Source organism: Sedimenticola hydrogenitrophicus (assembly GCF_029017505.1).
In the GTDB taxonomy this organism is placed as follows: domain Bacteria; phylum Pseudomonadota; class Gammaproteobacteria; order Chromatiales; family Chromatiaceae; genus Sedimenticola; species Sedimenticola hydrogenitrophicus_A.
Genome location: NZ_JAQGEI010000005.1, coordinates 118,044 through 135,860, shown reverse-complemented (window position 1 = coordinate 135,860; position 17,817 = coordinate 118,044). Strand labels below are relative to the sequence as shown.

Below are 17,817 nucleotides of genomic sequence, written 5' to 3'. Positions count from 1 at the left end.
CTGCATCCTCCCTGGAGTGATCCAACCACCGGGGCGACTCATTAAGGTTCAATCCGCCGTCGCGAACTCCTGCATGAAATCCAGCTCTGCCTGGTGGTAGACGTTGCGCCGGTGGTTGGCCCAGAGCGCCTGGATGCGCTCCTGGTTGCACTGTTTCCGGTCCACCAGCACCCGGGTGTTGAGCCGTCCGCGCAGGCGCTCGCTCGGCACCTTGGCGAACACGAACTCGTGGCTGATCAGGTCCATGTAGGGACCGCACTTGCTGGTGGGCATGATGAACAGCAGTTGCAGACCGAGGCTGCCGGTGAGGTAGTTGATCACCTCGCGCGAGCGGGTCTCGTCCATCTTGGAAAACGCCTCGTCCACCAGCACCATGCGCAGGTGGGTGTTGCCCTCGGCGAAGCGGAAGGCGGAGGTGATGGCGGCGGAACGGATGATGTAGGCTGGGGTCTCCAGCTGGCCGCCGGAGCCGGTGCCGTACTCGCTGAGGGGGATCGGCGGCTTGCCCTCCACCTCCTTGTAGATCTCGTAGCGGCGATAGTTGCGGTAGTCGGCGATGCGTTCCAGATCACGCATCGCCCGCTGCTCATCCTCGTCCAGCAGCATGCGCATCAGCTCGTCGAGCACCTTGCGCGACTTTGCCGACAGCTCCACCTCGAACAGGGTGGTCTCGTCCCCCAGCAGCGGATTCTTCACCACCTCCTGGAAGAAGCGCGCATAGTCCCGGTACTCCGGTATCCAGTCGCTGGCGAAGCGGAAGGTCTCCCGGTCGGCGCCGAAGCGGTGGTGCTGCAGCTCCCGGTTCAACTGTTCGATCTGGCGCTTGCCGTCGTTCAGCGCCTGGTGGATGGTGTGACAGAGGTGGGTGACGAAGGCGTTGTTGAACGCCCCCTTCAGCTCCTCGAGCTGCTGGTGTTTCTCCACCAGGATATTGTTCTTGAGGATGTTGTAAACCCGGTCGATCTCGCGCTGCAGCTGGCAGATGGCGCGGAACAGGGCGGCATCGTAGTCGCCGCTGAAGTCGGGATAGATAATGGTATCGGCCGGTCGGCAGTGCTGGTTGTGCGCCTTGACCTCGTCCTCCGTCCGACGCTGGGCCTGTTGCAGCCCCTTCTCCAGTTCATGACGGAAATTGCGGGCGGTGGCGATATCCAGATCACGGGCCTCGTTATCGGCCGCCTGCAGACGCGCCTCGCTATCGAACTCGGGCCAGCTGGCTGCCAGTGCCTGCAGCGCCGCTTCGCAGGCGTCCAGCCGTTCCCGGTTCTGCTCCTGCAGGTCGCTCAGCGACCGGAGCTGCTTGTCGATACTCTCCAGCCCCTTGCGGATCTCGCCACGCTGTTCGTGCAGACCCCCCTTTTTCGTTTCCAGTTCCAGCTGTTCCGCCTTCAACACCTGCAGCCGCGCCTCCAGGTCCCGGTGTTCACTCAGGTCCAGCTGGGCCAGCAAGCCGTCGATCTGGCCGATCTCACGATGGGTCTCGACAATGGCCTGCAGATCGTCCGCGTAGCGGGTGTGCCGGAACCGGTCCACTGCCTGCAGCAGGCGTGCGATCCGCTGCAGCCGGTCGTTGGCCTGGTTCCACTCCACCTCGATCTCCGACAGCTCCTGCGACTTGGCCTGCAACGCCCGCTCGCGCGCCCCTGCACCGAACACAAGGTCGCTGTCCGGCAGATCGCAGCGCCACATACTGTAGCTGCCGGAGCCCATACCCTCCTCGGTAATACCACGCCGGGTCATGCGCAGCTGCTCTGCGGAGGCGACCCGTACCACGGTGCCGAAACTGGCGGTCAGGTAGGCGCGGGCCGCGGCGTGGCTGAACTCCAGCACGTGGATAATCGATTGGGAATCGAGACTGATACGCGCCGCATCCCTGGCCGCCTTCTCCCCCTGGATCACTCGCGCCCGGTTGTCCCGGCCCGGCAGGCGGCGAACGATGCCGATGGCCTCGGCCTCATACTCCGGCTCCACCAGGATGGAGAAGCGCGCCCCGCCCAGATAACCCTCGATGGCCGACTGCCAGCGCGGGTCCTTCACCTCCACGTGATCGCAGAGCACCCGGGGGTCGGCCGCCGGGCAGTGCTGGCGGATCGCCTTCAACGCCCGCTCCACATAGGCGGGGTAGCTGACCTGATTGGCATTCAGCCGTTCGATCTCGTGTTGCTTGTGGCGGCGTTGTTCGGCCAGCTGCTGGTAACGCGCCCGGCGGGTGTGCTGCTGCGCGGCCAGCTGTTCTCTTGGCGACGCCTCAGCCTCGCCGCCGTGCCAGAAGGCGTGCCAGCGGTTGTGGACCTGCTGCAGCGCCTGGACCTGATCCAGCTCGGCCACCAGCGCCGGCAGGGCTCCGGAAAAGTCCCGCTGCACCAGGTGGTGCAGCTCCCCGATCACCTGCCGGGCACTGCCGGCCACCTCCCGGGCCAGTGACCCAGCCTCCAGCACGGAGATCCCGGACTCGCCGTCCAGCAGGGTCGCATCGCCCAGCGCCTCGGCGATATCCCGGCTGGCCTGGATGTTTTCGCTGACCAATTGATCCTGGGCCAGTACCGATTGGGCCTGTGCTACCAGGCGGCTGTCGAGCCCGCTGCGCTGTTTCTCCAGTTCATCTTTCTGGCGCAGGGCCTGTACCCCCTGGCGCTGCGCCTCCAGGCCGATCCTCTGGTCATGCACCAGCTCCGCCTGTCGCTCCAGCTGGGCGATCGCCTGCTCGGTCTCCTGCTGCGCCTGACGCTGGGTCTGCTGCAGCTGCTTGCCGCGCAGATAGTCGGCCTGGCGGGTCTGATGCTCGGCCTGGGCCAGGGTGTAATCGAGCACATTCAGTTCGGTCCACTGTTCGATATAGCGCTGCGCCTGCGCGCCGGCCCGGCGCAGGGTCTCCATCGACCCCAGCAGATTGGCCGCATCCCGCTCCATGTGGTGAATGGTCTTGAGCTGGCTGGAGACCGAGCGCACCGCCTCGCCGAGATCCTTCTGCTCCAGGATCTCATCCGCCACAAAACGGTTGATCCCCTTGATCGGCTTGTAGGACATGAAGCGGGAGAAGGCGCGCGCCGCCGCGATCGCCTCGGCCTCGGTAACCGCGTCGGACTTGCCGCGCAGGGCGCCGTAGAGGCGGCGCAGGTAGGCCTTCTTGGTCTCGTACTTCTCCACCCGGCGCTTGCCGAACTCGCTGATCAGCAGGGTCTGCAGCTCCGGCAACGGCACCACGTAGCGGCTGGCGCTGTCGCCGCGCACGAAATGGGACAGCCCGAGCGTCTCGCCGCTGATAATGAAAAACTGCGCGTCGTCCTGGCGCGCCACCGTGTTACTGCCGGCGCTGTCCAGCCAGGCGCGCACCGCGATCACCGCAGTGAAGGGTTCGCCGCTCTCCCCCTGGGTGGGGTGGAACATCGCCGCCAGGTAGCCGTCGCTGGGATCGAGCCGGGCATAGCTGCCATCATCACAACCCAGCACATAGGAGGCCAGGGTGCGCACCCGTTTGCCACCGCGTCCACGCTGGGTGGTCTCGTCCTGCCCCGGGTTGTACTGGAACAGGTTCTCGTGGGCGGCCGTCATCACCGTCTGGATGGCGTCCGCCGCCGTGGTCTTGCCGGAGCCGTTGCCACCGGAGAAGAGATTGACCGGGCCGAAATCGAATTCCAGGTTGGGAATGTTGCCCCAGTTGATATAGACAAACTGTTTAAGAAACATCTTCCGCCTCGGGTTGCGGCAACTCATCTTCCAGGGCGGTGAGTGCCTCATCGCTGACAAAGGTGACGATCATCGGATGAATGCGGATCCACGCCTCACCGTTCTCCATCTCCTCATCCTGCCGGTAGTCGATCAACCGCAACTGGCGCAGCCGGTTGAATACCCGCTTGCGCTCGACAATCTTGTCAGGCAGGGTGCGGCCGAGCAAATTACGCATAGCGATGGCCAGCGACTCCACCGACTCCAGGACATGACCGTGCTCGTCCAGCTGGCCCTCCCGCAACGCCTTGTCATACTGCAGCCGCAACACCAGCAACAGCGCCACCTCATCCTGGCGCAGCCGCGCCCGCAGGCCGCCGCTGAAGGCGCTCTCCGGCGCATCCTCCATGCCGGGCACCCGGGCGCCGGGGGGATAGAGCCGCAGATAGGCAAAGCGCCGGTCGTGGAACAGGCTGACGCCGATCAGATCCAGGTACTCCTCCACCAGCGGCTCGATTCGCAGATAGCGGTCGTAGAGTTGTTGCTCGGTCTGGCTCTCGGCGCGGCACAGCACCCCGTAGTTGAGCAGGCGCAGGCAGAGTTCGCGGAACTCCTGCAGGCTCACCCCCGCCTCCTCAAGCGCCTCCAGCAGTGCTTCAGTCAGCATTCGGCTCCCTTTCGATCAGTTCAATGGTAAATTCATCGCAGGCGTGGAAATAGTCCGTGCCGACCCGGTTGTCGGTCGGGGTCACCCGGAAGCTGAACTCGCCGCCGCCGAGCGCCCCCACCTCGATGGCATGGGTGCTCATCAGCAGCTCCCGGGCGTCGCGCACCGGCAGCTGATGACTCCTGATCCTATGGCCGTCACACAGCGCCTGGATCAGGTAATCACGCTGACCCTGGCTGTTGAAGGTAAAGGCCAGGTCCACCGCGCTCTGCACGAACAGCGCCTTGCGGGAGACCCGGTCATTCGTCACAACCGCTTCGACCGAGCTGTTCACCCGCCGGGGCCGACGCCCCTGCTGCAGGCGAATGCCGTCCGGGTCGACAAAACCCACATCCATCACCGACAGGGCCTGACCCGCCGCCGCCAGGGCGCGCTCCTGCAGCGCCTCGGGCGCGCTGCGCAGCCGCTCGCACAGGCCGAACAGACGGTTCTGGCCCGACGCCCCGGTATAGCTGAGCTGGCGCATGATGATGTCGGCGCGACGGGTGAAGCCGTTCAGCGCCTGGCGCAGGGCCGGCAGCATGATGGCCGCCGCGTTGTGCATGCGCGTCTCGATGCCGTCGAGGATCAGTAGATAGACCGAACGGTTGACGTGCTCGATCAGCTCCGGCACCGCCCGCCGCAACTCCCGTTCCGCCTGCGCCTTGAACTCGCGGCGCTTGCGCCGCGCCTTGCCGATGAGCTCGCTGATCTCGTCGCGGTACTTCTCCACCGAATCGGCCGACAGGCGGATCGACAGGTCCGGCATGAAGCGCTTCTCCATGAAATCGAAAAATTCGTCCGAGGCGCGTTGCACCACCTGCTGCGCCTCCACCTCCCTGACCAGTTGGCGCTTGCGCTCGTCCAGCTCGGCGATCACATCGGAGAAGTCGGAGATGATGCGCTCCGAATACTCGAAGGCGTCCAGCAGGTCGTACACCTCGCCCTTGTCGAGGAACGACTGCAGCGCATTGCGGGTGTTGCGGGTGTTGCGGTGACGGGTGCGGAAACGGCCGCCGGACGCCTCCACCATGGGCTGGGTGAACAGGCGGCCGTGACGGGTGAAGGCGTAGGTGCTGTGCATGGTCGCCTCGTCCATCTGGCGCTCCAGCCAGCCGTACTCCAGCAGCTGATTGAGTATCCAGTTGGCCTGCTCGCGCTGCGAGCGGGCCGGGGCCTGGTAGACCTCGGCCTCGTCCTCATCCAGTACCGGGCTGCGGGCGATCGCCTCCTCCAGGATCTCGATCACCTGCTCGCGGTTGAAACTGCGGCTGTAGTCGGCCAGCGAGCTGTAGAGGCGGGCGTAGAAGGTGCGGAGGCAGTCCACCACCTGACCCCGGTACTTGCCGTTGAGCGGCCTGAAAAAGTGTTCCCGGTCTTCCGTGAAGAACACTTAGTGAACCCTTCCGGGACGGGTCATGCGATTTTTTCCAGCTTTGAAAGCAGATCCGGTATGTCGTCCCGAATAATACTCCAGATCGTATCATCATCTATGCCCAAATAGGCATGAATCAATTGGTTTCGGGTGGCAATGATCTGCCGCCAGGGGATTTCAGGATAGGTCGCGCGGATGTCATCGGGAATATGGGTGGCCGCTTCGCCGATCAGCTCGAGATTACGCAGGGTGGCATCATAGGTGATACCGCTGGTGACGAACTGCCGCTGATCCATGTCTGCGACGTAAGACAAGCACTTTTGCGCAAAACCGATCATATCCCGCACATAGAAGTCCCATCTACGGTTCGGCTTACCTGTGTCAGACATGGATGGCTTCCTGCTCCACATAAGGCCGCAGCTCAGGGCGTAGCGCCTTGTCTGTTACCAGATCCACAGGGCAACCGAAAAGATCCTCCAGATAGAATTGGACGCCGAAGTAGCGTTTCGAGACGGCCGGTCCATCGAATGAAACGAGAATGTCGACATCGCTGTCCTTGCCCGCGACGTTACGCGCCGTGGACCCGAACAGCGCCAGATCGATCACCCCGAATCGTTCGGACAGCTCGGCCTTGTGTGAACGCAGCAGCTCCAGTGCCTGTTTTTTCCTCATTGGGTCATCACCGGTGGAGGTTCATCTCTATCCGGTTTGCGCGTCGAATTGAAACCGGTACTCTAACAGTATAAAAAAGGAAACCACTCATCACTTGGCAGCGGTGGGTTCAGCGAAACGGCTGAAACGCATGAGCATCCAATAACCAGGGCAGGTAGATCGTTGCAATAGCTTAAAAAATTGGCGGAGAGGGTGGGAGTCGAACCCACGGACCCCGCAAGGGGTCACTTGATTTCGAGTCAAGCCCATTCGGCCACTCTGGCACCTCTCCAATTCTGTACGGCTGAACAACGGCGCGTTGCGCCGTCGAGTCAAGCCCATTACTCCGGGCATCCTGCCCTTCGCCCTTCGGGGCGCCCTACGGGCGCTAAAATCGCTCCTGGCGATTTTTGCGGCCACTCTGGCACCTCTCCAATTCTGTACGGCTGAACAACGGCGCGTTGCGCCGTCGAGTCAAGCCCATTACTCCGGGCATCCTGCCCTTCGCCCTTCGGGGCGCCCTACGGGCGCTAAAATCGCTCCTGGCGATTTTTGCGGCCACTCTGGCACCTCTCCAATTCTGTACGGCTGAACAACGGCGCGTTGCACTGTCGGATCAAACCCATGACTCCGGGCATCCCGCCCTTCGCCCGGTGACGGGCTATTGTACCCGACTCTCCCGCCGCTGACAGCAGCGGCGCTATTATCGCTATAGACAAACCAGATGGCAATCGATTAAAAATGATATAAAACAACCGGATAGACCGAGCTTCGCGATCTGGTGAAACCTCCTTTAGAATAGGGGGTCGATTGTACACCAGACAAACCCGGTCGTTGACCCAACAAAGGACGCTGAAAGTTACCCCGTAAGCCATGCGTACCCTGTGGATCCTGACACTGAGCCTGCTGTTTTCCAGCTGCAGCATACCCAAACCTCTGATCGAACGGATCAAGGAGGAGGGGCAGCTGATCGTGATCACCCGCAACAATCCGGCCACCTATATCCAGGAGAAGGAGCGTATCCATGGCCTGGAGTATGAGCTGGTTGAACAGTTCGCCGCCGAGTTGGGCGTCAAGGTGAAGTACGTCATCCCGGAGAGTTTCGATCAGATCCTGCCGGCCGTGGTGCGCGGCGAAGCCCATTTTGCGGCCGCCGGCCTGACGGTGACTACCGACCGGGAGCTGGCGATCAGGTTTACCCCGGAATATCAGCGCGTGACCGCCCAGCTTGTCTACAAGTCGGGCAAACGGCGTCCCAGGAAGATTATCGATACGGTCGATGGGGTCCTGGAGGTGATGGCCGGCAGCAGCCATGAGGAACAGCTCAGGCAACTGGCGGCCGAGTATCCGGATCTGAACTGGGACGCACAGCGCGCCGTGGAGAGCACGGAACTGCTGAACCTGGTCTATGAGGAGCTGATCGATTACACCATCGCCAACTCCAATGAGGTGGCCCTGAGCCGGCGTTATCATCCCGAATTGAAGGTGGCTTTCGACCTGGGCGAGGAGATGCCGGTGGCCTGGGCCTTTCCCCATGCCGAGGACACCAGCCTGTACAAGGCGGCCAAGACCTTCATCAACCGGATCAAGGAGGACGGCTCCCTAGAGCAGCTGCTGGAGCGCTATTACGGTTACGTGGAGAGGCTGGGCTTTGTCGACAACCGCACCTTCGCGCGGCACTTGGTGCAACGCCTGCCGCCGCTGATCCCGCTGTTCAAGGAGGCGGCGGAACAGAATGATATGGACTGGCAGCTGCTCGCCGCCATCGGCTACCAGGAGTCCCACTGGAATCCCAAGGCGGTCTCCCCCACCGGGGTGAAGGGGATCATGATGCTGACATCCGCCACCGCCAAACAAATGGGCATCGAGGACCGCACCGACACCAGCCAGAGCATCAGCGGTGGCGCCCGCTATCTGCGGCAGGTGGAGCAGAAGCTCCCGGAACGCATCCAGGAACCGGACCGCACCTGGATGGCCCTGGCCGGCTACAACGTGGGGTACGGCCACCTGGAGGATGCCCGTATCCTCACCCAGCGTAACGATGGTGATCCGGACAAGTGGTCGGACGTGAAGCAGCACCTGCCGCTGCTCTCCCAGAAGAAATATTTCGCAACGCTCAAACACGGCTTTGCCCGCGGCAAGGAGCCGGTCCATTACGTGGACAATATCCGCAGCTACTATGATCTGCTGCTGTGGCACAACCGCAAGCAGAAGCAACAGCCCCTGCAGGCGGTGGTCACCACCCTACCGGCGGTGTTGTAAATCCATCCCTGTACGGTACCAGGGAGTTTTGATCTCGACCGGCTTGACCCCGACCCCTGATGATGACCTACTTCAGCGCCGGGAGCGGAAGAAGGCGCGCAACAGCTCGGCGCAAGCCTCGGACAGCACCCCACCCTCGGCCTGCACGTAATGATTGAACCGTTCGTCCGACGGCAGCAGATTGAACACGCTGCCGGCCGCCCCGCCCTTGGGGTCGGTGGCGCCGAACACCACCCGGCTGACGCGGGAGTGAACGATGGCGCCGGCACACATGGGACAGGGCTCCAGGGTGACGTAGAGGGTGGTGCCGGGCAGCCGGTAATTCTTCATCCGCTGTCCCGCGTCGCGTAGCGCCATGATCTCGGCATGGGCGGTGGGATCGCTAGCAGTGATCGGCCGGTTCCAGCCCTCGCCGATCACCTCGCCATCCGCCACCAGCACCGCCCCCACCGGCACCTCCCCCTCGGCCTCGGCACGCCGGGCCAGGGCGATGGCTTGGCGCATGAACGCCTCATCGAGGCTATCCGCAGACCGCGGGACGGGACGTTCGCTCATTCCCACTCGTTGGCCAACAAGCTGGTCAAGCATTGTAAATACAATTGCCTGGAATTGACGGGCGGAATAATTTCCATGACAAACCCCATTATCGATAATTACTTGAAAAAATGTGGCTATATCTTACTGATATGGCCAAACAAGCAGAAGTGAAATTCAGCTAATCAGGTAAAAATGACTCACCCCGTGGAGGCTCAAGCCTTCCTCGGCCGTACCATTACCGGTTTGCAGGCCTTCGCTAAGCCTTTTACCGAGCTGGGCCTGATTGGTGGCTGATTGATGAGAGAGGAGCAATACTCGTTTGCCCGGAGGGCTGCTACCTTCTACCGGGGGACGCCGTTAACCCATCCATGGGGGCTCGCTGCCGCCATCCCTGGCGGCAGACGCCCCAAAAGATTCACGGGGGCAGGAGGCACCAGCCCCTCCACCGCGAAACCAGAACAATTATTTAATACTCCCGGTGAGTGAGGGTAAAGTAACGCCTTATGGATCGCTCTGAGATCGTCCACGACAACTTCCTGCGCCAGGTGGCGGCACGGGACCTGCCGGCAGGCCACGCACCTGCCGGACCGCTGACGGCCGTCGATGCGGTCATGATCTACCGCGCAGGCTGTTTGAGCCGCGCCCTGGACCGGCAGAGCCGGGCGCTGCAGAAAGCGGGACAGGGTTTCTACACAATTGGCTCGTCGGGGCACGAGGGAATGGCGGCGGTGGCGGCGGCGCTGCGGCCCACCGACATGGCGTTCCTGCACTACCGGGATGCGGCGTTCCAGATCGCCCGCGCCGCGCAGCTGCCGGGCCAGTCCATCGCCTGGGACATGCTGCTGAGCTTCGCCGCTTCCCGCGAAGATCCCATCTCGGGCGGGCGGCACAAGGTGCTGGGCTCCAGGGCACTCAACATCCCGCCCCAGACCTCCACCATCGCCAGCCATCTGCCCAAGGCGGTGGGCGCGGCGTATGCCGTTGGGGCCGCACGCCGGCTTCGGCCCGAACACCAGGCGCTGCCCGACGACGCCATCGTCTACTGCTCCTTCGGCGACGCTTCGGCCAACCACTCCACCGCGCAAGGCGCATTCAACACCGCGCAGTGGACCGCGTTCCAGTCCATCCCCCTGCCGCTGCTGTTCGTTTGCGAGGACAACGGCATCGGCATTTCGACCCGGACGCCGCCGGGCTGGATCGCCGCCACCTTCGGTCAGCGCCCGGGGTTGAAATACTTTTTCTGCAACGGGCTCGACATCTACGAAACCTATCGGGTCGCCGCCGAGGCCGCCCGCTACGTGCGCCGGTTGAAAAAGCCCGCCATCCTCCACATCGGTACCCTCCGCCTCTACGGTCACGCGGGCGCCGATCTGCCGACCAGCTACCTGCCGCGCGAGTTGGTGGAGACGGAAGAGGCCAACGATCCGTTGCTCCACTCGGTGCGACTGCTGGAGCAGGCCGGGCGCTGACGCCCGCCGCGGCGCTGGCGATCTATGAGGAGACCAACGCGCGGGTCGCGCGCATCGCCGCCGAGGTGGTGCAGCGTCCGCGGCTGAAAACCGCCCGTGAGGTGATGGCCAGCCTGGTCCCGCCGCCGCGCGCCTGCCGCCCGACCCCGCGTCCAGACACCAAAGCGCGCACGGCGGCCTTCGGCGGCCGGATGGAGGCGCTGGGGGAGCCGCAGATCCTCTCGCGCCTCATCAACTGGACCCTCACCGACCTGATGCTGGAGCATCGCGAGATCGTGCTGATGGGCGAGGATGTGGGGCGCAAGGGCGGCGTCTACGGCGTGACCCAGAAGCTGCGCGAGCGCTTCGGCCCCGACCGGGTGATCGACACGCTGCTGGACGAGCAGTCGATCCTCGGCCTGGCCATCGGCATGGCGCACAACGGCTTCATCCCCATCCCGGAGATCCAGTTCCTCGCCTACCTGCACAACGCCGAAGACCAGATCCGCGGCGAGGCGGCGACGCTACCGTTTTTCTCCAACGGCCAGTACACCAATCCCATGGTGGTGCGTATCGCGGGCCTGGGCTATCAGAAAGGGTTCGGCGGCCACTTCCACAACGACAATTCGCTGGCGGTACTGCGTGACATCCCCGGCATCATCCTCGCCTGCCCCTCCCACGGTGCGGACGCGGCGCGCATGCTGCGCGAGTGTGTGCGCCTGGCGCGTGAAGAGCAGCGCGTGGTGGTGTTTCTGGAACCCATCGCGCTCTACCCCATGCGCGACCTGCACGGCGAGGATGGCGGCTGGATTAGTGTCTATCCCCCGGTGGACGAAGTGATTCCGCTGGGCGAGGTGGGCGTGCACGGCAGCGGCGAGGATCTGGCCATCGTCAGCTTCGGCAACGGCTACTATCTGTCGCGTCAGTCCGGGCAACGGCTGGCGGCGGAGGGGATACGGACACGGGTAATCGATATGCGCTGGCTGTCGCCCCTGCCGTGCGATGCGCTGATGGAAGCGGTACGCGGCGCGCAGCGCATCCTCGTCGTGGACGAGACCCGGCGTTCGGGGGGTATTGCCGAGGCTCTAATGGCGCTGTTCGCCGAGCGGACCCGGGTGCCTCTGGCACGGCTGACCGCCGAGGACAGCTTCATCGCCACCGGCCCGGCCTACGCCGCGACCCTGCCATCGGCGGAGACCATTTTCGAGGCGGCCCTGGGCCTGGTGCGAGGGACGAAATGAAGAGCGCCGTGGTCATCTGCCCCGGGCGGGGTACCTACACCAAGAGCGAGCTCGGCTACCTACAGCGCCACTTCGGCAACAAGGGACTGCTCGAGGCCTTCGATGCCCGGCGTGCGGCACTCGGGCAGGAGACGCTGTCGGCCCTGGACGGCGCGACCCGTTATTCGCTCGCCACGCATACGCGGGGCGACAACGCCTCGGCGTTGATCTACGCGGCGACGCTGGGTGACTTCCGCGCCATCGATCGAGAGCAGATTGAGGTGGTCGCCGTGACCGGCAACTCCCTGGGCTGGTACTCGACGCTGGCCGTGGGCGGGGCCTTGACGGCCGAGGCGGGATTCGAGGTCGCCAACACCATGGGCACGCTGATGCAGGAGGCGCTGATCGGCGGCCAGCTCATCTACCCCTTCGTGGAAGAAGGGTGGGTAGCGGATGCCGGGCGCAAGGCGGCGCTGTTGGCGCGGGTGGCGGAGATCGACGCCCGCCCCGATCATCTGCTGGCGCTCTCCATCGATCTCGGCGGGATGCTGGTGCTGGCCGGCAACGAGGCGGGGCTGGCGGCCTTTGAGGGCGCCGTCCCGCCGCAGCAGGATCGCTTTCCCCTGCGCCTGGTCAACCATGCGGGCTTCCACTGCACCCTGCAGGCACCGGTGGCCGAACGCGGCCGGGCGCGGCTGGCACCGACGATGTTCAACCAGCCCAGGCTGCCGATGATCGACGGCCGCGGCGCGATCTGGTGGCCCGGGGCCTGCGATCCGCTGGCGCTGTGGGACTACACCCTGGGCCAGCAGGTGACAGAGACCTACAATTTCACCCAGGCGGTGCGTATCGCAGCCCGCGAGTTCGCCCCCGACCTGTTCATCATCACCGGTCCCGGCACCACCCTGGGTGGTGCGGTGGCGCAGGCGCTGATCCTCACGGAGTGGCGCGGCCTGCGGGACAAATCCGATTTTCAGCAACAGCAACAGACGCAACCGCTGCTGGCCTCCGTGGGCATGGACGAGCAGCGCAAGACCGTCACCACGGGAGTGTGAAATGAATCATCAACAGATCCTCGAGGCCGCCGGCCTGAGCCAGAACGAGCTGAGCGGCGGAACCCTGGCCGTGCACTCGCCCATCGACGGGGCGGAGATCGCGCGGATCAAGGAGACCGACCCGGCCGACATGCCCCGGGTGATCGCCCGGGCGCAGCAGGCCTTCCTTGCCTGGCGCCAGGTGCCCTCCCCGCGCCGCGGCGAGCTGGTGCGGCTGCTGGGCGAGGAGCTGCGCACCTCCAAGGCGGCATTGGGCACCGTGGTGACCCTGGAGGCGGGCAAGATACTCTCCGAGGGCCTGGGCGAGGTACAGGAGATGATCGACATCTGCGATTTCGCCGTGGGTCTGTCGCGCCAGCTCTACGGCCTGACCATCGCCTCCGAACGCCCCGGCCACCGCATGATGGAGAGCTGGCACCCGCTCGGCCCCTGCGCCGTGATCAGCGCCTTCAACTTCCCGGTCGCGGTGTGGGCCTGGAACACGGCGCTGGCGCTGGTGTGCGGTGATCCGGTGATATGGAAACCCTCCGAGAAGACGCCGCTCTCGGCCCTGGCCTCCATGAAGGCACTGGAGCGGGCGCTGCAGCGCTTCGGCGACGCGCCCGAGGGGCTGGTGCAACTGGTGATCGGCGGTCCTGCCGTCGGTGAGGCGCTGGTGGCGTCGCCGGATGTGCCCATCGTCTCGGCCACGGGTTCCACGCGCATGGGCGCCGCGGTCGGCCCCAAAGTGATGGCGCGCTTCGGGCGGCCGATCCTGGAACTGGGTGGCAACAATGCCATGATCGTGGCCCCGTCGGCCGATCTGGACATGGCGGTGCGCGCCATCGTCTTCTCGGCGGTGGGGACGGCGGGCCAGCGCTGCACCTCGCTGCGGCGCCTCATCGTCCACCGTTCGATCCGCCAGGAGTTGGTGGGCCGCCTGACCCAGGCCTACGCCAGCCTGCCCATCGGCGACCCGCGCACACCCGGGACGCTGGTGGGGCCGCTCGTCGACACCGCCGCACGCGAGCGCATGCAGGCGGCACTGGCGCAGGCCAGGGCGGAAGGTGGCACCATCCACGGCGGCCGGATCGTCAGCTCGGGGGTGCCGGAGGGCGGCGCCTACGTGGAACCGGCCATCGTCGAGATGCCAGCGCAGAGCGGAATCGTGCGCCGCGAGACCTTCGCCCCCATCCTCTACGTCTTGGGCTACGAGACGCTGGAAGAGGCCATCGTGCTGCACAACGACGTGCCCCAGGGGCTCTCCTCCTGCATCTTTACACTCAACCTGCGCGAGGCGGAGACCTTCCTCTCCGCTGCCGGTTCCGACTGCGGTATCGCCAACGTCAACATCGGTCCCTCGGGCGCCGAAATCGGCGGCGCCTTCGGTGGCGAGAAGGAGACCGGCGGAGGCCGCGAAAGCGGTTCGGATGCGTGGAAGGGCTATATGCGGCGCCAGACCAACACCGTGAACTTCTCCGCCGAACTGCCGCTGGCACAGGGGGTGAAGTTTGACATCTAACCTGTGGCAGGCCACCTGCCGGGAGGCGGTCCGCGCGCCTCCCCTGGCGCAGCGCAAGACGGTCGACCTGGTGGTGATCGGCGGCGGCTATACCGGGACCGCCGCGGCGCTGGAGGCCGCCCGCTCCGGCGCGCAGGTGTGTCTGATCGAGGCGGCGGAGATCGGCCACGGCGGCTCGGGGCGCAACGTGGGTTTGGTAAATGCAGGCCTGTGGCTGCCGCCCAAGGTGATCCTGAAGTCCCTCGGCAGTGGCGAGGGCGAGCGGCTGCTATCGCAACTGGACGCCGCGCCCGAGCGTGTATTCACCCTCATCGAGCGGTACGCGATCGACTGCGAACCGGTACGCCACGGCACCCTGCATTGCGCCCACTCGCCGGCCGGCCTGCGGGAACTCCAGAACCGCTTGCGTCAGCAGCAGGCACGCGGGGCCCCGGTCACGCTGCTCGACGCCGCCGAGACCGCGCGCCGTACCGGGTCGTTGCGGTTTCACGGCGCGCTCCATGACGCGCGGGCCGGGACGGTGCAGCCGCTGGCTCTGTGTCGCGGCCTGGCCCGTGCCGCGGCGGAGCACGGCGCCCACCTGCATGCCAACAGTCCGGTGCGCCGGCTGACGAAGACGGGCGATTCCTGGGTGGTGGAAACCGACGCGGGACAGGTAGCGGCCGGGTCGCTGCTGTTGGCGACCAACGCCTATCACCGATCGGCGGCGGGAGCACAGGCACCGCAAACCGTGCCGCTGCACTACTTCCAGGCAGCCACCCCCCCGCTCAGTGACAACGAACGCGCACGCCTCCTGCCGGGCGGCGAAGGGTGCTGGGATACCGCCCTGGTAATGTCCTCGTTCCGCATCGATCTCACCGGGCGCCTGATCATCGGCGGTATCGGTAACCTGGAGGGACCCGGTGCAAAGGTGCACACGAGTTGGTCGGATCGCAAGCTTCGACAGCTCTTCCCCTGGCTTGGGCGCCGCAGGCTGGAACAGGCATGGTGCGGACGCATCGCAATGACCGGCGATCACATCCCGAAAATCGTCAAATTGGGTGCGCGCGGCTATAGCTGTTTCGGCTATTCCGGCCGCGGGATCGGGCCGGGCGTCACCTTCGGTACGCTGGCGGCGCAGGCGCTGTTGCGAGACGATCCGGGTCTGCTGCCCATCGCACCCGTCACCGCGCATCGCGAGAGCTTCGTGGCCGTGCGCCAGGGCTACTACGAAACCGGATCGATCCTCACCCACGCCGTCGCGGCGCGCTGCCGGTGACACGAACCGGGCCAACCCCCGTCAGTAAGGGCGCTGGGTCCGTTGACTGATCTGGCTGGACGCTCCGCGTGATCGGGAGAAACCATCTCCTATTCCCGGCATGCTGCCGGTACCCACGCATACCACTGCCCCGGCAGGCCCTCGTAGAGCGTGACCGTGAACCAGAAGTCCCAAGCGTACCCGATATCCGCGGCATCCCCGGTGGCGAGGGCGCGCAGCCCGAACCAGCCACCGTTCACCGCGCGTCCGGCAAGGATGTGGCTGGCGGGCGCGGCGCGCACCACGGTGCAGCTGGGCTGCGGTGCGGCGCTGTCGATCACCTCGACCGTGCGCAGCGCAACCGCGCTGTGGCCGTCGCTGTCGGTGGCGCGGTAGGTACAGCTGTAGCGACCGGCATGGCCGGGGTCGACAGCGCTGCAGTCGGCGCTCACTGCTAGCGCACCGTCCTCCCCATCCTCCACGCTGGCGCCGGGATCGACGAAGGATGAGCCCAGCTCGACACGCAGGGGATCGGGGCCGATCAACGTGATCCGCGGCTGGCCGGCGGGCGGGGCGCTAGCGTCGCGCGGATGACGGGCGAAGAAGTCCCACACGATCTCGGGATAGACGGGTCCATCCCGCGTCGACCAGCGGCCTTCGTTGCCCTCGGCCCCACCGATCCAGTAGTGGCCATGGTCGGTGTCGTTCGGATTGGGGGTGGCGAGGGGGCCGTTGTAGAACACCGTCTCCACCAGCGAGCGGGACGCGGCGGTGCCGTCCGCGGTGTAGAGGGTGTGCAGGCAACCGTAATCATCGCCCCCCGAGACCGGGCTGCAGGGGCGTCGCACGGCGCGGGCACCGGCTGGCGTATCGTAGGGCGGACGGCCGAACACGCGCAACTGCGCGTCGCGCAGATTGTGTCCGGCAGGTTGCACCACGCTGCAGTCGCGTTCGTTCTGCAGCACCATGAGCGGAATCGGGAAGGGGTCGTCGAGTTCGGCGCGCATGTCGGCCGCGACGCGCGTGACACTGTGGAATGTGGCAGTGCCGGGGCACCGGCCCGAGAGCGAGACCGACGCGGCGTCCTCGCCATAGGGTAGCGCGGCGGCCACCGCCGCGGCCGCCCAGTATTCGTTGTGGGTGGTGGCCGCCACCGCAGCCATCGCCCCGCCCGAGGAGAGGCCGGTGATGTAGCGGCGCGCCGGATCGACCGCGAAGCGGGTCTCGACCGCTTGCGCAATGCGGCGCAGATCCTCGGGCTCGCCGCGCCCCTCGTGCCGGTGGCCGTCGAACCAGAAACCCCAGCAGTTGGGGTTGCGCAGCCCGTCGTAGCTGGTGATGAAGGGGGCGACCAGGACGAAACCGTGGCGCTCAGCCGCCGCCGTCAGGCCCCAGTCACGCAGCACGTCGTCGTTGGTCTGCTGGCAGCCGTGCAGCGCCATGACGAGCGGGGCGGGCGCGGCGAGGTCTTCCGGGACGTACACCTTGTACTGGCGGTCGCGCGAACCGGGATAGGACTCGGCGTGAAAGCTGAAGGAGTGGGTGGTGCCCGCGATCGCGGTGGTGCACAGGAGCGCCAGCAATGGCGCGATGCCGAGTCTTGCGAGTCTGCCCGTCCAATGCATGCCGCTATCCTCCCTGTCGCTGCGCAATACCTGGCATTCAGGATAGGCCAGGCGGCGCGCATTCGCTGCATTCAGTCCTGCTCCCGGTCGGGGTAACGTCGCTCTCTATCAAACCACCAGCCAAACCGGCCCTGCGGGGCAGACAAAAAAATTATAGGGCAGGGCCCGGTGCAAGGCTGACGCTAAATCGTCAGATCGATAATCGACAGGACAATCAATCGCTGACCGGGCTCTCCTTCATCGCCGCGTTCATCCGCCGGCGCAGCAGAGGGCCGACCAGGCAGGGCAACACCAATCCCAGACCGGCCACTATCCAGAGCCCCATGGCCAGGGGGCTGGCCCAGAGGATGCTCCAGTCACCGTCGGACAGTATCAGGGCGTGCCCCAGATTCTTCTCCATCTCCGGCCCCAACAACAGGCCCAGGATAACCGGCACCAACGGAATCTCCAGCTTGCGCAGGAAATAGCCGGCCACTGATTTGTGGGGGTCTGTCGTAGGGCTGCGACTTTCCAGGCTGATGCGTTGCCGGGGAC

General features: G+C 65.3%; 14 protein-coding genes and 1 tRNA gene. 6 read left to right on the top strand and 9 right to left on the bottom strand.

All coding sequences use genetic code 11. The annotated features are described in order from the left end of the window. Positions 1-48 precede the first annotated feature (48 nt). The 6 genes from O9K64_RS04700 to O9K64_RS04675 all read right to left on the bottom strand — a co-directional run bounded on the left by O9K64_RS04700 (position 49) and on the right by O9K64_RS04675 (position 6,690). The gene (locus O9K64_RS04700) at positions 49-3,687 is read right to left on the bottom strand and encodes an ATP-binding protein (protein WP_275096925.1); all 3,639 of its coding nucleotides are present in this window, start codon (positions 3,685-3,687) and stop codon (positions 49-51) included. Continuing rightward, on the bottom strand, positions 3,677-4,333 hold the full coding sequence (locus O9K64_RS04695; protein ID WP_275096924.1) for a DUF4194 domain-containing protein: 657 nt from the start codon (positions 4,331-4,333) through the stop codon (positions 3,677-3,679). The genes O9K64_RS04700 and O9K64_RS04695 overlap by 11 nt, the downstream gene beginning before the upstream one ends. Continuing rightward, positions 4,323-5,765, bottom strand: a complete 1,443-nt coding sequence (locus O9K64_RS04690; RefSeq protein ID WP_275096923.1) for a Wadjet anti-phage system protein JetA family protein — start codon at positions 5,763-5,765, stop codon at positions 4,323-4,325. Before O9K64_RS04690 ends, O9K64_RS04695 begins: the two co-directional genes overlap by 11 nt. Positions 5,766-5,788: 23 nt before the next feature. Beyond that, entirely contained in the window at positions 5,789-6,136 is a 348-nt protein-coding gene (locus O9K64_RS04685; protein ID WP_275096922.1) for a DUF86 domain-containing protein, read from the bottom strand. Further along, positions 6,129-6,419 carry a nucleotidyltransferase family protein gene (locus O9K64_RS04680; RefSeq protein ID WP_275096921.1) on the bottom strand — a complete coding sequence of 97 codons (291 nt, stop codon included), beginning with the start codon at positions 6,417-6,419 and terminating at the stop codon, positions 6,129-6,131. Before O9K64_RS04680 ends, O9K64_RS04685 begins: the two co-directional genes overlap by 8 nt. A 181-nt stretch (positions 6,420-6,600) precedes the next feature. Further along, positions 6,601-6,690: transfer RNA gene (locus O9K64_RS04675), tRNA-Ser, on the bottom strand. A 581-nt stretch (positions 6,691-7,271) separates the two neighbouring features. On the opposite strand from O9K64_RS04675, the gene mltF reads away from it, so the two are divergent. Beyond that, the gene (gene mltF, locus O9K64_RS04670) at positions 7,272-8,660 is read left to right on the top strand and encodes a membrane-bound lytic murein transglycosylase MltF (protein WP_275096920.1); all 1,389 of its coding nucleotides are present in this window, start codon (positions 7,272-7,274) and stop codon (positions 8,658-8,660) included. 72 nt (positions 8,661-8,732) lie between these two features. Here the strand turns inward: mltF and tadA are convergent, their stop codons facing one another. Then, a complete protein-coding gene (gene tadA / locus O9K64_RS04665; protein ID WP_275096919.1) occupies positions 8,733-9,215 on the bottom strand; it encodes a tRNA adenosine(34) deaminase TadA in 483 nt (160 codons plus the stop codon). A gap of 593 nt (positions 9,216-9,808) precedes the next feature. Between tadA and O9K64_RS23630 the strand changes: the two genes are divergently transcribed. From O9K64_RS23630 to O9K64_RS04645, 5 genes are all read left to right on the top strand, one after another. After that, positions 9,809-10,666 carry a thiamine pyrophosphate-dependent enzyme gene (locus tag O9K64_RS23630; RefSeq protein WP_335342234.1) on the top strand — a complete coding sequence of 286 codons (858 nt, stop codon included), beginning with the start codon at positions 9,809-9,811 and terminating at the stop codon, positions 10,664-10,666. A 65-nt stretch (positions 10,667-10,731) separates the two neighbouring features. Next, positions 10,732-11,886 carry an alpha-ketoacid dehydrogenase subunit beta gene (locus tag O9K64_RS23625; RefSeq protein WP_335342233.1) on the top strand — a complete coding sequence of 385 codons (1,155 nt, stop codon included), beginning with the start codon at positions 10,732-10,734 and terminating at the stop codon, positions 11,884-11,886. Continuing rightward, positions 11,883-12,920 (top strand): ACP S-malonyltransferase, encoded by a 1,038-nt coding sequence (locus O9K64_RS04655; protein WP_275096918.1) that lies wholly within the window; start codon positions 11,883-11,885, stop codon positions 12,918-12,920. The genes O9K64_RS23625 and O9K64_RS04655 overlap by 4 nt, the downstream gene beginning before the upstream one ends. 1 nt (position 12,921) lies before the next feature. Next, complete coding sequence (locus tag O9K64_RS04650; protein ID WP_275096917.1) at positions 12,922-14,421, top strand: aldehyde dehydrogenase family protein; 1,500 nt, start codon at positions 12,922-12,924, stop codon at positions 14,419-14,421. After that, positions 14,411-15,679, top strand: a complete 1,269-nt coding sequence (locus O9K64_RS04645; RefSeq protein WP_275096916.1) for an NAD(P)/FAD-dependent oxidoreductase — start codon at positions 14,411-14,413, stop codon at positions 15,677-15,679. The genes O9K64_RS04650 and O9K64_RS04645 overlap by 11 nt, the downstream gene beginning before the upstream one ends. A gap of 89 nt (positions 15,680-15,768) precedes the next feature. Here the strand turns inward: O9K64_RS04645 and O9K64_RS04640 are convergent, their stop codons facing one another. After that, positions 15,769-17,283 (bottom strand): PHB depolymerase family esterase, encoded by a 1,515-nt coding sequence (locus O9K64_RS04640; protein ID WP_275096915.1) that lies wholly within the window; start codon positions 17,281-17,283, stop codon positions 15,769-15,771. 214 nt (positions 17,284-17,497) lie between these two features. After that, positions 17,498-17,758 carry a hypothetical protein gene (locus tag O9K64_RS04635; RefSeq protein ID WP_335342232.1) on the bottom strand — a complete coding sequence of 87 codons (261 nt, stop codon included), beginning with the start codon at positions 17,756-17,758 and terminating at the stop codon, positions 17,498-17,500. Between the last annotated feature and the right edge of the window lie 59 nt (positions 17,759-17,817).